This window comes from Streptomyces sp. enrichment culture (assembly GCF_964273255.1).
Classification (GTDB): Bacteria; Actinomycetota; Actinomycetes; order Streptomycetales; family Streptomycetaceae; genus Streptomyces.
In genome coordinates this window covers 6,122,501-6,137,381 of the sequence record NZ_OZ186835.1, presented here as the reverse complement: position 1 = coordinate 6,137,381, position 14,881 = coordinate 6,122,501, and the positions used below count along the sequence as shown (strand labels likewise).

Genomic DNA, 14,881 nt, shown 5'->3' with positions numbered 1-14,881 from the left:
GACCTGTGGAGGGCCCGTGCGTACCGACATCGACCCGCGCCACCTGATCGGCCGCAAGGCGTTCGACCGCAACGGACACCGCATCGGAACGATCGACGAGGTCTACCTCGACGACGCCACGGGAGTCCCCGAGTGGGCGGCGATACGCACCGGCCTGTTCGGCCGTGACGCCTTCGTCCCGCTGGAACCGAGCGAACTGGTGGAGGGCGCCCTCCACGTCCCCTTCGACCGCGCCCTGATCAAGGAGGCCCCCGACTTCGGCGTCGGGCGTCACCTCTCCCCCGAGCAGGAGCTGCAGCTCTACCACCACTACGGCCTGGACGTCGCCGCCCCGCCGCCGCTGCCGGACCGCGACTTCGGCAAGCTGGCGGGCCAGGACGAACCGGCCTGACCGTCCCGCCGCCCGACCCCGCCCTCCCGGAGGCCGCGCGCACGGTCCCCCGCCGTGCGCTCCGGGTCCCCCTGCCCCCAGCGCCGTCGGCTCCGTACGGGGTGCTCCCGCGCCGACGACGCCGTACGGGGTGCCCCCGCGCCGACGACGTCGAGGTCACCCGCTGCCGTCCGCCGCGGCCGGTGCGGCCGGTGCGGCCGGTGCGGCGTCCTGTGCGCCGGGGCCGCGAGGGACCAGCGGGAGCGGATCCCCGGGCTCCAGGTCGGGGTCGTCGGTGCGGAAGGTCCTCACCCGGCCCGGTGCAGAGTCGGGCGTCTCGAAACGCACCGTGACCCGGCCCAGCCCGCTGCCCTGCACCCAGCCGTGCCCGAAGACCGTGTGCCGCACGTCGTGTCCGGCGGGCCAGCGCCGCTCCGCCGCGGGCCGGTCCTCGGGAGCGGGCGCGGTGTCGCTCTCCTCGGGCACGGTCTGTTCCCGTTCCCCGGCTGCCTGCGCGAACAGGTCCTCCTGCGTGTAGTCGGCCAGTCCGGTGACCCCGACACCGAGGAGCCGCACCCCGCCCGTGGTGTCGACCGAGTCGAGCAGCCGGGCGGCGGCCTCCCGCACCACCGCCGGGTCGTCCGTGGGCCCGCGCAGGGTCTCGGACCGGGTGAGCGTCGAGAAGTCGTAGCGGCGCACCTTCAGCACGATGGTGCGGCCCGACAGGCCCGCGCCGCGCAGCCGGCGCACACACCGGTCGGCGAGCCGCCGCACCTCCGTACCGACCCGGACCCGGTCGTGGATGTCGACGTCGTAGGTGTCCTCCACCGACACCGACTTCGCCTCCCGCTCGGCGACCACGGGCCGTTCGTCGTGCGCCAGCGCCATGGCGTACAGCGCGTGGCCGTGCGCCTTGCCCAGCAGCCGCACCAGTTCGTCCTCGCCCGCCTCGGCGAGGTCCCGGACCGTGTGCATGCCGGCACGGCGCAGATGGTCGCCGGTGGCCGGGCCGACGCCCGGCAGGGTGCGCACCGACAGGGGGGCGAGCAGGGCCCGCTCGGTCCCCGGCTCGATGACCACCAGTCCGTCCGGCTTGGCCCGCTCGGAGGCGATCTTGGCGAGCATCTTGGACGCGGCGAGGCCCACCGAGCCCGTGAGCCCGGTGACCCGGCGGATGTCGGCGCGCAGACCGGCCCCGACGCGGCGCGCCGACGGCTCGTCCCAGGCGGCGCCGGCGGCCTCCAGATCCACGAACGCCTCGTCCAGGCTCAGCGGCTCCACCAGCGGGGACAGGGCCCTGAGCAGGGTCATGACCTGCTCGCTGAGGGACCGGTAGAAGGCGAAGCGCGGCACGAGGTAGGCGGCGTGCGGCGCCAGACGCCGGGCCTGCGCCATGGGCATCGCGGAGTGCACGCCGAAGACCCGGGCCTCGTAGGAGGCCGTGGCCACCACCCCGCGCGGCCCGAGACCGCCCACCACGACGGCCTTCCCGCGCAGACTCGGTTTGGACGCCTGCTCCACCGAGGCGAAGAAGGCATCCATGTCGAGATGCAGGATCGTGGGCGCGGACCTCACGTCTCCGATGCTGCCCTACACCACTGACAATGCCCTGTCGGGGGGCGCTCCACGGCCGGGGTGTGTCCGGTGCGGGGGCGTGGCCGGATGGGGATCGGTTCGGGGTCCGCGCTGGTTCCGGGGCCGCTTTTGGTTCCGGAACCGGGGGCGGGTTCCGGGGCCGCGCTGGTTCCGGAACCGGGTCGGGTTCCGGATCCGGGACGGTTCCGGCCGGAGTCCACGGTTGCGGGCCGGTGCGGACGCCGCCGGGCGAGGAGCCGAGAGGCCCGGTCTCAGACGGCCCGGTTCCGCCGCCGGGCCAGCTCGTCCGCGGGGTTGTGGCCGACCAGCGTCTCGCCGGTGTCGACGCGTTCGCCGTGCAGCTGGGACAGCGCGCCCTCGACGTCCCGCCACACCACACCCACGGCGATGCCGAAGATGCCCTGACCGCCCTGGAGCAGTGCGTGGACCTCGTCGGGCGAGGTGCACTCGTAGACGGTGGCCCCGTCGCTCATCAGGGTCATCCGCTCCAGGTCGCTGAAGCCGCGCTCCCGCAGGTGCTGGACGGCGGTGCGGATGTTCTGGAGGGACACACCGGTGTCCAGGAAGCGTTTGACGATCTTCAGGACGACGACGTCACGGAAGCTGTAGAGCCGTTGGGTGCCGGAGCCGTGGGCGGGGCGCACGCTCGGTTCCACCAGGCCGGTGCGGGCCCAGTAGTCGAGCTGGCGATAGGTGATGCCCGCGGCGGCGCAGGCGGTGGGACCCCGGTAGCCGATCTCGTCGGACGCCATGGACGTGGCCCTTCCGGTGTCCGCCGTGGCGGCCGTCAGATGTCGCGCGTGATCGGCCGTGCTGCTGTGCGGGGCATACACCCCGCCCGCGCGGAGCCGAGAGCCCATGGGAGGGTACGGGCTGCTCGCCCCCAGTCCGGGGGCACCCCCAGCCGTACCGTCGCCGCTGCTTCTCACGCCGACCTCCGTCCTTGACCTGCCTCCTCGACGGTAGGCAGTCACCAAGGGTGCGTCAACGATCGCCACACTCGGCACGCCGAGTGATAATCACCCTAAGAGTGGTTTCCCGTGCCCCGTCGCGGGGAAAGGCTAGCCGAATGCGCTCCGCACGGGCCGGAAAGCGCCCCCGGTGCGGCCGCCGCGGCGGCCCGGAGCGGCGCCGCTCACTGACTGCTCGTGCCGAAGTCCTCCGGCGAGATCTGGTCGAGGAACTCGCGGAACTTCTCCACCTCGTCCTCCTGCTCGTCCGGAATGGCGATGCCGGCGTCGTCGAGCACGGTGTCGCTGCCGTAGATCGGCGTCCCCGTGCGCAGCGCCAGCGCTATCGCGTCGGACGGGCGGGCGCTCACCTCCACGCCACTGGCGAAGACCAGCTCCGCGTAGAAGACGCCCTCACGCAGATCGGTGATGCGCACTTCCGTGAGCTCCTGTCCGACGGCTTCCAGCACGTCCTTGAACAGGTCGTGGGTCAGCGGCCGTGCGGGGGCCATGCCCTGCTGGGCGAAGGCGATGGCCGTCGCCTCCCCGGGTCCGATCCAGATGGGGAGGTAACGGTCCCCTCCCACTTCACGCAGCAGCACGATCGGTTGGTTGGAGGGCATTTCGACCCGGACACCTACGACATCGAGCTCGTTCACACAGCAACCCTAGGCCGTGCCCGGGATGTTTGGGTAGTCGGGCCGGGAACGGGTGAGCGATCCGGCCCCTCGACGGGCGCGGTACGGGGCCGTCCGCACCCCGGGCGCGGGACGGCCCGAGCGGACGCCGTGCGCCCGTCCTACGTCCTGTCGTCACATTCCCGTCGTCCGCCCGCAGGGCGGCCGTGCGGCGTCAGCTCCGTGCTCTCGGCATGCCGGGCCCTGAGCCTCGTACTGGATGTACTCGGATCAGGGCCCGGTGCGGCGAGAGTGCGTGCATGGCGGCGCACGGCAGACGGGAAGTGACGACAGGGCCTTAGGGGGTGCGCACGCCGAGGGCCAGGTGGACCAGGGCGGCGTGCAGCCGGGCCGTGAGGCCGGCCAGTTCCTTCGTACGGGCCTCCGCATGGGCCCTGGTCTGCGGGTTGCGGTGCCGCCGCAGGGGGGCGACGACCTGGTCCACCAGGCCGGCCTCCCGGTCGGCGGCGGCCTTCATCGCCCGCAGGTGCCGCGGCTCGATCCCGTGCCGGCCCAGCTCGCGGACCAGCCCGGCCACGGTCACCGCCTCGGCGTCGTAGACGCCGTCCTCCACCGGGGTGACGAGTCCGTACGACTCCCACTCCGCCAGCTCCCGCTCGTCGACCCCGGCGGCGGCCAGCAGCTGCGCCCGGCCGATCCGCGCGGCCGTCGACGCCTCGGCCACCACGGGCTCGACACCCTCGCCGTCCCGCTGCCGGCCCACGACGGGCAGGGACACCGCCTCGCCGCGCTCCACGGCGTCCAGGTGCTCCCGGATGACCTTGAGCGGCAGGTAGTGGTCGCGCTGCATGCGCAGCACGTGGCCCAGGCGCTCCACGTCCTGGGCGCTGAACTTGCGGTACCCCGAGGGGGTCCGCTGCGGCTCGATGAGCCCCTCCGCCTCCAGGAAGCGGATCTTCGAGATGGTGACCTCGGGGAACTCCTCGCGCAGCACGTTCAGCACCGTGCCGATGCTCATCAGTCCGGTGTCCGCGGCGGCGGCACCGTGTCCGGTACCGCCGCTCGGTGTGTGAGGCATGGACCTTCCCTCGGGTCCCCGGGCCGCGGCCCGGGGACCTCAGTAGCCCCGCTGGCTCGCGTAGAAGACCAGCCGGTACTTGCCGATCTGCACTTCGTCCCCGTTGGACAGGGCGACCTGGTCGATCCGCTCCCGGTTGACGTAGGTGCCGTTGAGGCTGCCGACGTCGGCCACCGTGAACGAACCGTCCTGGCCCCGGCGGAACTCCACGTGCCGCCGGGAGACCGTCACGTCGTCGAGGAAGATGTCGCTCTGCGGATGACGCCCGGCCGTCGTCAGGTCGCCGTCGAGCAGGAACCGGCTGCCCGAGTTGGGACCCCGGCGCACCACCAGCAGCGCCGAGCCCAGCGGCAGCGCGTCGACCGCCGCCTGCGCCTCGGGCGACAGCATCGGCATCTGGGTCTGCCCGGTCGTCTCGGAGTCGTACGCCTCGAGACCGGAGATCGAGATGGTCGACGTCGTCTCCGACGGACGCTCCGGGGTGACCCCGGGCCTCAGCGGCGCGCCGCAGTTGGAGCAGAAGCGGCTGTTCTCCGCGTTGCGGTTACCGCACCTCGTACACACCAGGGCCGACATGGACGGATCCTCCTGCCGCGGCTGCCCACCGGGGGCTTGGGACGCGTACGGGCCGGAAAAGTCTCCACCCGTACCTGAGGTTGACGGTTGCCCGAAACCTATGCCGCCCTGCTGCGCAGGGTCAACCGACGGCGCGCCCGGACCAGCGACCTGGTCCCGGAACAGCGGACGTCCGCCGTCCTCCTCGGGCTGCGCGCGATGGCGAGCGGTCGCGTTGGCGTTGTCCTCTCGCGCGCTCTTGCCGAACAACTTCGCAAACAACTTCACGGGCGATTCCCCTTGACCGAAACAGACCCGCCCGTGGGGCAGGACGAACCCTGACTGAACACACTGGCCGACGACCCGGACATCCTCACAACGTCCGTATCCACCAGACAGTTTCCACCACGCACCGCCCAATCGGTGCGCCGACCCCCCGCAACCTCATGCCCTCGCCGGACGGGCCACATGCACCCCCGGTTCACCGGGAGGACGACCGAGCGTAGTCAGGCCGCTTCGCCGCTCGCAAGGCATCCACGACGATCTTGGTCGACCTCTCCACGGTCACGGTGGCCTGTTCCTTCTCGAGAGTCTGCACCACGCCTCCAGGGATGTTGAGCGCCGGCTCGAGGTCCTGCGGCTTGCCGATGACCTTGAAACGATAGGGGGCGGTGATCTTGTTCCCGTCCACCCCCACGCCGTTGCCGGAATCCGTCAGATAGGTGTTGGCCACGACCCGTACGCCGTTCACCTGGATCGCCTCCGCACCCGCCGCACGCAGCTCCTGGACGGCGTCCAGCAGCATGTCCGCCTCGACCGCCTCCTTCGGGTCCTCGACGGTCATCGTGATGCCGGGCCCCTGGGCCGCCACGGTGCCTGCCAGGATGCCGAGTTGCCGTTCCCGCTCGGCCGTCTGCCGCCGGGCCTCCTCGGCCTGGTCGGAGCTGTTCTCCAGTTCGTCGCGCTGTTCCTCCAGGCCCGCCTTCTCGTCCTCAAGACGCTGAGTGCGGTCGTCGAGTTCATCGAGGATGCGGACGAGATCCTCCTGACGTGCTCCGCGCAGCGCGCTGTCGCCGTCGCTGTACGAGGCCACCTGCACGGCCAGGCCGAACCCGAGGCCGAACAGCAGCACCGCGACGATCAGTTGGGCCCGCGTCAGCCTCGGCGGCCACAGCCCCTTCACCAGCCGCTGCCGACCGGTCAGCTCGGGTACGGCCTCCGCCTCCGCAGCGCCCTCCACCGCCCCTGGCGCGCCCGCGGGCACCTCCTGGGGCAACTCCTCACGCAGACGGCTCCCGCGCTCCGCCGGGGCCGGTCCGGGCGGCCCCGCCTGCGGGGGCCGCTGCCCGGCCCGGGGGGCTTGCGGGGCCCGCGGCCCGGCGTGGGGCGCCGCCTGCTGCGGACCGGGACGCGCGCCGGGGCCCGGCAGGCGCCCGGGGCGGTTCCCCGGCCCTGCTGCCGGACCGGGACGGTTCCCCGGGCCAGGCGCCGGCTCCGGTCGCCGGTCGGTCCCGTGCACCGGGCCGGGACGGTTCGGCGGACCGGGACGATGCTGCGGGCCCGGGTGGTTCTGCGGGCCCGGGCGGTTCTCCGGGCCGGGAGTCGGTCCGGGGCGGCCGTCGCCCGCGCGCGGCGGCGCGGGGCGCCCCTGCGGCCCGGGGTTCGGGCCGGGCCCGGGCGGTCGTCCGCCGGCCCCACGCACCGGGGCGGGACGGCCCTCCGGCCCGGGAGTCGGCTCGGGCCGGTTCCCCGGTCCAGGGGCCGGCTCGGGGCGGCCGTCGGTCCCGCGCACCGGGCCACGACGGTTCTGCGGACCGAGGGCCGGTCCGGGACGGCCCTCGCCGCCGCGTGCCGCCGGCCCCGGACGGTCCCCGGTCCCGGGAGCCTCCCCCGGTCGTATCCCCTCCCCGTGCGCCGGCCCAGGACGGTGCTCCGCGTCGGGTGCGGGCCCGGTTCCCGGTCGTCCGGCGGTTCCGCGCTCGGCCCCGGGACGGTCGCCCTGGCCCGGGATCGGGCCGGGCCGGTCGTCAGCCCCGCGCGCCGGGTCCGGACGGCCCTCGGCCGCGGGCCCCGCTCCGGTCCGCGCCACCGCGTCGCCGGCCTCGCTCCCCGGCTCGTCGGGGCGGCCGGTTCCGTGGTCCTGCTCGCGCTCCTTCATCGGCCTCACGCCCGGAAGACGTGGCGGCGGATCGCCGCGGCGTTGGAGAAGATGCGGATGCCGAGGACGACGACCACACCGGTGGACAACTGGGCCCCCACGCCCAGCTCGTCGCCGAGGAAGACGATCAGTGCGGCGACGACCACGTTGGACAGGAACGACACCACGAAGACCTTGTCGTCGAAGATGCCGTCCAGCATGGCGCGCAGCCCGCCGAACACGGCGTCGAGCGCCGCCACGACGGCAATCGGCAGATACGGCTCGACGACCGCCGGAACCTCGGGCCGGACCAACAGGCCGGCCACGACTCCCACGACGAGGCCCAGTACGGCGATCACGATGTGCCCTTCCCGGTTATCGGCTGCGCGGTTCGTACGATCACACTCGGTGCGGCGGGCAGCCGGAGGTCGTCCGCCGTGGAGAGGGCGGTGCGGATTCCGTAGTTCTCCTGCAGGGCGTGCAGGTACAGCCCGTCGGCGCTGTTCCGGAACCGTTCGCTGAGCGACGGTCCGTCCCCCACCGCGAGCACCGTGTACGGCGGCACCAGCGGCTTGTTGTCGACCAGTATCGCGTCGCCCGCGGCCCTGATGGCCGACAGGGCGGTCAGCCGCTGCCCGTTGATCGAGATCGCCTCGGCCCCGGACTCCCACAGCCCGTTGACCACGCGCTGCATGTCGCGGTCCCGGACCCGCCCGGTGTCGGAGAAACCGGAAACCGAACGCGGGTCACCGTTTCCGCCGGTGCCGGCGTCCTTGGCGTCGTTCACGACGAGCCGCACCCCCGGCCCGTGCACGGCGACCGAGCCGGCGAGTACGCCCACCAGCCGGGAGCGGTCACCGCCGCTGTCCCTGAGGGCCTCCTGCCTGCGGGCGTCCACGTCCGCGCGCAGCGCGTCGACCCGGCTCTCCAGATCGTCGGCCGCCTCGGTCTCCTGGTCGATGCGGTCGATCAGTTCCTCGCGTTCCTTCGCCACGACCGGGGCGCTGACGCGGGCCTGGGCCGCCCCCACGGTGACGACCAGGGCCGCCAGCACCAGCCCGACGGCGAGCCCCAGTTTGGCGCGGAGGGTCTTCGGCAGGCCGCCCTCACCGGCGGCCTTCCTGCGCTCCGCGGCCTCGGCGTATCCGTCGTCGAGGCTGTGGTCCATGACGTTGGTGAGCAACGACATGGACGCGTCCGGGCGTGGCGGCCGCGTCGGTGTGCTCCGAACGGGGGGTTGCTGCGGCATGCCGGACATCGTCGCACGTCGCGGCCGGTACCTCCGAACGGCCCTGGCCCGGTGCCGGACAGGCCCCCTTGGGGAGGCTTGTCCGGCACGCACGCATACCGCGGCTTGTCCCGGCCGGCCGGCGCCCGGTGGCGCCGGCCGGGGTCGGGCCGCCTAGCGTCCCGCGCTGTCCACGACGGCGGACCATTCGTCGAGCAGCGCCTGCGCGGAGGCGTCGTCGGGGCCCTCCGCCCACAGGTGGGTGACCGCCTCGGCCGGGTCCGGCAGGACCATCACCCAGCGGCCGTCGGCTTCGACGACGCGCACACCGTCGGTGGTGTCGACGGAGCGGTCACCCGCCTCCTCGACGACGCGCCGCATGACCAGGCCCTTGACGGCCCACGGCGTGGCGAGGTCCCGCCGGATGACGTGGGCCCGCGGGATGCGGGCGTCGATCTGACTGAGCGTGAGCTGCGTCCTGGCCACCAGGCCGATGAGCCGCACGAAGGCCGCCGTGCCGTCGTAGACGCTGCTGAACTCGGGGACGATGAAGCCGCCCTTGCCGTCGCCGCCGAAGATCGTCCCCTCCTCGCGGCCCACGCGGGTGAGGTCGTCGGGCGATGTCGTCGTCCACTCGACCTGGGTGCCGTGGTAGGCGGCGACCTGCTCGGCGATCCGGGTGGTCGTCACCGGGAGCGCGACCCGGCCGCTGCGGCGCTCGGCGGCGATGAGGTCGAGCATGACCAGCAGGGCCCGGTCGTCCTCGATGATCCGGCCCTTCTCGTCCACCAGGGACAACCGCTCGCCCACCGGGTCGAACCGCACCCCGAACGCGGCCCGGGACGACGCCACGATCTCCCCGAGGCGTACCAGGCCCGAGCGACGCACGTCGGCCGTCTCGGTCGGACGGGACTCGTCGAGGCCGGGGTTGATCGTCAGCGAGTCCACGCCCAGCTTCCCGAGCAGGCTCGGCAGGACGAGACCGGCGCTTCCGTTGGACGCGTCGACGACGACCTTCAGCCCGGACTCGGCGATGCCGGTGATGTCCACGTTGCGCAGCAGCGATCCGGTGTACGAGTCGAAGACGCTGGCCGGGAAGCGCAGGTCGCCGATCTCACCCGGGAAGGCACGCCGGTACTCCTGGCGTGCGAACACCCGGTCCAGCTTGCGCTGGCTGCCCTGCGACAGGTCGGCGCCCTGTCCGTCGAAGAACATGATGTCGACCGAGTCCGGAACCCCTGGCGTGGTCCGGATCATGATGCCGCCGGCGCTGCCCCGTGCGGTCTGCTGCCGGGCCACGGGCAGCGGAACGTTCTCCAGGTCCCGGACGTCGATGGCGCTCGCCTGCAGCGCGGAGATCACCGCTCGCTTCAGTGCGCGGGCACCGCGGGAGTGGTCGCGGGCCGTGGTGACCGTCGACCCCTTCTTCAGGGTCGTCGCGTAGGCGCCGGCGAGGCGCACGGCCAGTTCGGGCGTGATCTCGACGTTGAGGATGCCGGAGACCCCGCGGGCACCGAAGAGGTGGGCCTGCCCCCGGGACTCCCAGATGACGGACGTGTTGACGAACGCACCCGCCTCGATGGTCTTGAACGGGTAGACCCGCACATTGCCCTGGACGATCGATTCCTCACCGACCAGGCACTCGTCACCGATGACCGCGCCGTCCTCGATCCGCGCCGCGCGCATGATGTCGGTGTTCTTGCCGACCACGCAGCCGCGCAGGTTGCTGTGCGGTCCGACGTACACGTTGTCGTGGACGACGGCCTTGTGCAGGAAGGCACCGCTCTTGACGACGACGTTGGAGCCCACGACCGTGTGCTCACGGATCTCGGCGCCCGCTTCGACCTTGGCGTAGTCGCCGATGTACAGCGGCCCGCGCAGATCGGCGTCCGGGTGCACCTCGGCCCCCTCGGCAACCCACACACCGGGCGAGATCTCGAACCCGTCGATGTCGACGTCGACCTTGCCCTCGAGGACGTCGGCCTGCGCCTTCACATAGCTCTCGTGGGTGCCGACGTCTTCCCAATAGCCCTCGGCGATGTACCCGTAGACGGGCTTGCCTTCCTTCATCAGCTGCGGGAAGACGTCGCCGGACCAGTCGACGGGCACGTCGGCCTCGACGTAGTCGAAGACCTCCGGCTCCATCACGTAGATGCCGGTGTTGACCGTGTCCGAGAAGACCTGGCCCCAGGTCGGCTTCTCGAGGAAGCGCTCGACCTTGCCCTCCTCGTCCACGATGGTGATGCCGAATTCGAGGGGGTTGGGAACACGCGTCAGACAGACGGTGACCAGCGCGCCCTTTTCCTTGTGGAAATTGATGAGCTCGGTGAGGTCGAAGTCGGTCAGCGCGTCACCGGAAATGACGAGAAAGGCGTCGTCCTTCAGCGCCTCCTCGGCGTTCTTGACGCTTCCGGCAGTTCCGAGTGGCTTCTCCTCATTCGCATACGAGAGCTCCATGCCGAGCTCCTCGCCGTCACCGAAGTAGTTCTTGACGAGCGACGCCAGGAACTGGACGGTCACCACGGTTTCATTGAGCCCGTGCTTTTTGAGCAGCCGCAGCACGTGCTCCATGATCGGCCGGTTGGCGACCGGCAGGAGCGGCTTGGGCATGCTTGAGGTCATGGGGCGAAGGCGCGTGCCCTCGCCCCCGGCCATCACGACGGCCTTCATGTCGGAAGCGTCCTCCTCGAAGAGACGACGGTCTGGCCGACGTCACCCGCAGAGATGGTCCGCAGGATCACCTGCGAGACAAGGCGCAACGCTGCGCTTGCGAATCAGCGAGTTCAATCGGCCATGGCGTCCGCACGAACCAGACGGCGGACTTGTATCACGTAGAGAACTCCTGCCCACCAATACAGGGTTGTACCCCATCCGGCGAACGCCCATCCGAAGATTGCGGCGAGTGACGCGATCCAGCCGGATCCGTCACTGAGCAGGAGCAACGGGAAGGCATACATCAGGTTGAACGTGGCGGCCTTGCCCAGGAAGTTCACCTGCGGCGGCGGATAGCCGTGGCGCCGGAGGATGCCCACCATCACCAGCAGGACCAGCTCCCGGGCCAGAAGAACGGCGGTGAGCCACAGCGGCAGAATCTCGCGCCACGTCAGACCGAACAATGTCGACAGAATGTAGAGCCGGTCCGCCGCGGGGTCGAGGAGCCGGCCCAGATTGCTGATCTGGTTCCAGCGACGCGCCAGCTTGCCGTCGAGGTAGTCGCTGATTCCGCTCAGTGCGAGGACGAGCAGCGCCCAGCCGTCGCTGTTGGGGCCTCCGAACTCCGGCCTGAGGATGAGCCACAGGAAGAGCGGCACGCCAAGGAGCCGCGCCATGCTGAGGATGTTGGGGATGGTGAGGACGCGGTCCGTCTGGACGCGCGTCTCCTGGACCTCCACCCGGGAGCCTCCTGTGGGAAAACGTGTCAACGATGCTCCATGACTTTACCTCAACGCAAAAAAGCTCCGGCTCCCGGGCTGTATGCCCGAGAGCCGGAGCTCAAGAGGAGTTCGGCGGCGTCCTACTCTCCCACAGGGTCCCCCCTGCAGTACCATCGGCGCTGTAAGGCTTAGCTTCCGGGTTCGGAATGTAACCGGGCGTTTCCCCTACGCTATGACCACCGAAACACTATGAAACACTCAACCGCACCACACCAAAAAACCCGGATGTGGGGTTGTTCGTGGTTTCAGAACCAACACAGTGGACGCGAGCAACTGAGGACAAGCCCTCGGCCTATTAGTACCGGTCAACTCCACACGTTACCGTGCTTCCATATCCGGCCTATCAACCCAGTCGTCTACTGGGAGCCTTACCCCATCAAGTGGGTGGGAGCCCTCATCTCGAAGCAGGCTTCCCGCTTAGATGCTTTCAGCGGTTATCCCTCCCGAACGTAGCCAACCAGCCATGCCCTTGGCAGAACAACTGGCACACCAGAGGTTCGTCCGTCCCGGTCCTCTCGTACTAGGGACAGCCCTTCTCAAGACTCCTACGCGCACAGCGGATAGGGACCGAACTGTCTCACGACGTTCTAAACCCAGCTCGCGTACCGCTTTAATGGGCGAACAGCCCAACCCTTGGGACCGACTCCAGCCCCAGGATGCGACGAGCCGACATCGAGGTGCCAAACCATCCCGTCGATATGGACTCTTGGGGAAGATCAGCCTGTTATCCCCGGGGTACCTTTTATCCGTTGAGCGACGGCGCTTCCACAAGCCACCGCCGGATCACTAGTCCCGACTTTCGTCCCTGCTCGACCCGTCGGTCTCACAGTCAAGCTCCCTTGTGCACTTACACTCAACACCTGATTACCAACCAGGCTGAGGGAACCTTTGGGCGCCTCCGTTACCCTTTAGGAGGCAACCGCCCCAGTTAAACTACCCATCAGACACTGTCCCTGATCCGGATCACGGACCCAGGTTAGACATCCAGCACGACCAGACTGGTATTTCAACGACGACTCCCCCTGAACTGGCGTCCAGAGTTCACAGTCTCCCAGCTATCCTACACAAGCCGAACCGAACACCAATATCAAACTGTAGTAAAGGTCCCGGGGTCTTTCCGTCCTGCTGCGCGAAACGAGCATCTTTACTCGTAGTGCAATTTCACCGGGCCTATGGTTGAGACAGTCAAGAAGTCGTTACGCCATTCGTGCAGGTCGGAACTTACCCGACAAGGAATTTCGCTACCTTAGGATGGTTATAGTTACCACCGCCGTTTACTGGCGCTTAAGTTCTCAGCTTCGCCCCACCGAAATGGAGCTAACCGGTCCCCTTAACGTTCCAGCACCGGGCAGGCGTCAGTCCGTATACATCGCCTTACGGCTTCGCACGGACCTGTGTTTTTAGTAAACAGTCGCTTCTCGCTGGTCTCTGCGGCCACCCCCAGCTCAGAGCGCGAAGCCCATCACCAGGAATGGCCCCCCTTCTCCCGAAGTTACGGGGGCATTTTGCCGAGTTCCTTAACCATAGTTCACCCGAACGCCTCGGTATTCTCTACCTGACCACCTGAGTCGGTTTAGGGTACGGGCCGCCATGAAACTCGCTAGAGGCTTTTCTCGACAGCATAGGATCATCCACTTCACCACAATCGGCTCGGCATCAGGTCTCACCCTTGATGAGTGGCGGATTTGCCTACCACTCGGGCTACACCCTTACCCCGGGACAACCACCGCCCGGGATGGACTACCTTCCTGCGTCACCCCATCACTCACCTACTAACCGCTTGGTTCAGCGGCTCCACCACTCCGACCTCGTCCGAAGACTCAGCCGGCGGCTTCACGGCCTTAGCATCACGATGCTCGATGTTTGACGCTCCACAGCGGGTACCGGAATATCAACCGGTTATCCATCGACTACGCCTGTCGGCCTCGCCTTAGGTCCCGACTTACCCTGGGCAGATCAGCTTGACCCAGGAACCCTTAGTCAATCGGCGCACACGTTTCTCACGTGTGAATCGCTACTCATGCCTGCATTCTCACTCGTGAACCGTCCACAACTGCCTTCCGGCGCTGCTTCACCCGGCACACGACGCTCCCCTACCCATCACAGTCTCCTTTAGGAGTATGTACTGCAATGACACGACTTCGGCGGTACGCTTGAGCCCCGCTACATTGTCGGCGCGGAATCACTAGACCAGTGAGCTATTACGCACTCTTTCAAGGGTGGCTGCTTCTAAGCCAACCTCCTGGTTGTCTCTGCGACTCCACATCCTTTCCCACTTAGCGTACGCTTAGGGGCCTTAGTCGATGCTCTGGGCTGTTTCCCTCTCGACCATGGAGCTTATCCCCCACAGTCTCACTGCCGCGCTCTCACTTACCGGCATTCGGAGTTTGGCTAAGGTCAGTAACCCGGTAGGGCCCATCGCCTATCCAGTGCTCTACCTCCGGCAAGAAACACACGACGCTGCACCTAAATGCATTTCGGGGAGAACCAGCTATCACGGAGTTTGATTGGCCTTTCACCCCTAACCACAGGTCATCCCCCAGGTTTTCAACCCTGGTGGGTTCGGTCCTCCACGAAGTCTTACCTCCGCTTCAACCTGCCCATGGCTAGATCACTCCGCTTCGGGTCTTGAGCGTGCTACTCAAACGCCCTATTAGGACTCGCTTTCGCTACGGCTTCCCCACCCGGGTTAACCTCGCAACACACCGCAAACTCGCAGGCTCATTCTTCAAAAGGCACGCAGTCACGACGCAAGGACAAGTCCTTGCGCGACGCTCCCACGGCTTGTAGGCACACGGTTTCAGGTACTATTTCACTCCCCTCCCGGGGTACTTTTCACCATTCCCTCACGGTACTATCCGCTATCGGTCACCAGGGAATATTTAGGCTTAGCGG

Annotated in this window: 11 protein-coding genes and 2 rRNA genes (1 of these 13 only partly in view); 1 reads left to right on the top strand and 12 read right to left on the bottom strand. The window is 68.9% G+C overall.

Annotation, left to right across the window (positions count from 1 at the left end):
* Positions 1 to 16 precede the first annotated feature (16 nt).
* Positions 17 to 391, top strand: coding sequence for a PRC-barrel domain-containing protein (locus tag ACSU53_RS26745; protein ID WP_437031751.1), 375 nt, complete (start codon positions 17 to 19; stop codon positions 389 to 391).
* A 156-nt stretch (positions 392 to 547) separates the two neighbouring features.
* Here ACSU53_RS26745 and ACSU53_RS26740 read toward each other — a convergent pair whose 3' ends face one another.
* The 12 genes from ACSU53_RS26740 to ACSU53_RS26685 form a co-directional block, all read right to left on the bottom strand.
* Positions 548 to 1,945, bottom strand: coding sequence for a DNA polymerase IV (locus ACSU53_RS26740; RefSeq protein WP_437031749.1), 1,398 nt, complete (start codon positions 1,943 to 1,945; stop codon positions 548 to 550).
* Between the two features lie 272 nt (positions 1,946 to 2,217).
* A complete protein-coding gene (locus ACSU53_RS26735) occupies positions 2,218 to 2,895 on the bottom strand; it encodes a MerR family transcriptional regulator (protein ID WP_437031747.1) in 678 nt (225 codons plus the stop codon).
* A gap of 206 nt (positions 2,896 to 3,101) precedes the next feature.
* The gene (locus ACSU53_RS26730) at positions 3,102 to 3,575 is read right to left on the bottom strand and encodes a bifunctional nuclease family protein (protein WP_026253112.1); all 474 of its coding nucleotides are present in this window, start codon (positions 3,573 to 3,575) and stop codon (positions 3,102 to 3,104) included.
* Positions 3,576 to 3,891: 316 nt separating this feature from the next.
* The gene (gene ftsR / locus ACSU53_RS26725) at positions 3,892 to 4,632 is read right to left on the bottom strand and encodes a transcriptional regulator FtsR (RefSeq protein ID WP_437031745.1); all 741 of its coding nucleotides are present in this window, start codon (positions 4,630 to 4,632) and stop codon (positions 3,892 to 3,894) included.
* 39 nt (positions 4,633 to 4,671) lie between these two features.
* Complete coding sequence (locus tag ACSU53_RS26720) at positions 4,672 to 5,607, bottom strand: FHA domain-containing protein (protein WP_437031743.1); 936 nt, start codon at positions 5,605 to 5,607, stop codon at positions 4,672 to 4,674.
* Positions 5,608 to 5,668: 61 nt separating this feature from the next.
* The gene (locus tag ACSU53_RS26715; RefSeq protein ID WP_437033429.1) at positions 5,669 to 6,475 is read right to left on the bottom strand and encodes a DUF881 domain-containing protein; all 807 of its coding nucleotides are present in this window, start codon (positions 6,473 to 6,475) and stop codon (positions 5,669 to 5,671) included.
* A gap of 875 nt (positions 6,476 to 7,350) precedes the next feature.
* Positions 7,351 to 7,683 (bottom strand): small basic family protein, encoded by a 333-nt coding sequence (locus tag ACSU53_RS26710; protein WP_030808725.1) that lies wholly within the window; start codon positions 7,681 to 7,683, stop codon positions 7,351 to 7,353.
* Entirely contained in the window at positions 7,680 to 8,513 is an 834-nt protein-coding gene (locus ACSU53_RS26705) for a DUF881 domain-containing protein (RefSeq protein WP_437031741.1), read from the bottom strand. Before ACSU53_RS26705 ends, ACSU53_RS26710 begins: the two co-directional genes overlap by 4 nt.
* Before the next feature lie 213 nt (positions 8,514 to 8,726).
* Positions 8,727 to 11,222, bottom strand: coding sequence for a sugar phosphate nucleotidyltransferase (locus ACSU53_RS26700; RefSeq protein WP_437031740.1), 2,496 nt, complete (start codon positions 11,220 to 11,222; stop codon positions 8,727 to 8,729).
* A 113-nt stretch (positions 11,223 to 11,335) separates the two neighbouring features.
* Complete coding sequence (locus tag ACSU53_RS26695; protein ID WP_437031738.1) at positions 11,336 to 11,944, bottom strand: CDP-alcohol phosphatidyltransferase family protein; 609 nt, start codon at positions 11,942 to 11,944, stop codon at positions 11,336 to 11,338.
* 109 nt (positions 11,945 to 12,053) lie between these two features.
* Positions 12,054 to 12,170, bottom strand: a 5S ribosomal RNA gene (gene rrf, locus ACSU53_RS26690).
* 91 nt (positions 12,171 to 12,261) lie between these two features.
* Positions 12,262 to 14,881 (bottom strand): 23S ribosomal RNA (locus ACSU53_RS26685); it runs 504 nt beyond the window's last position.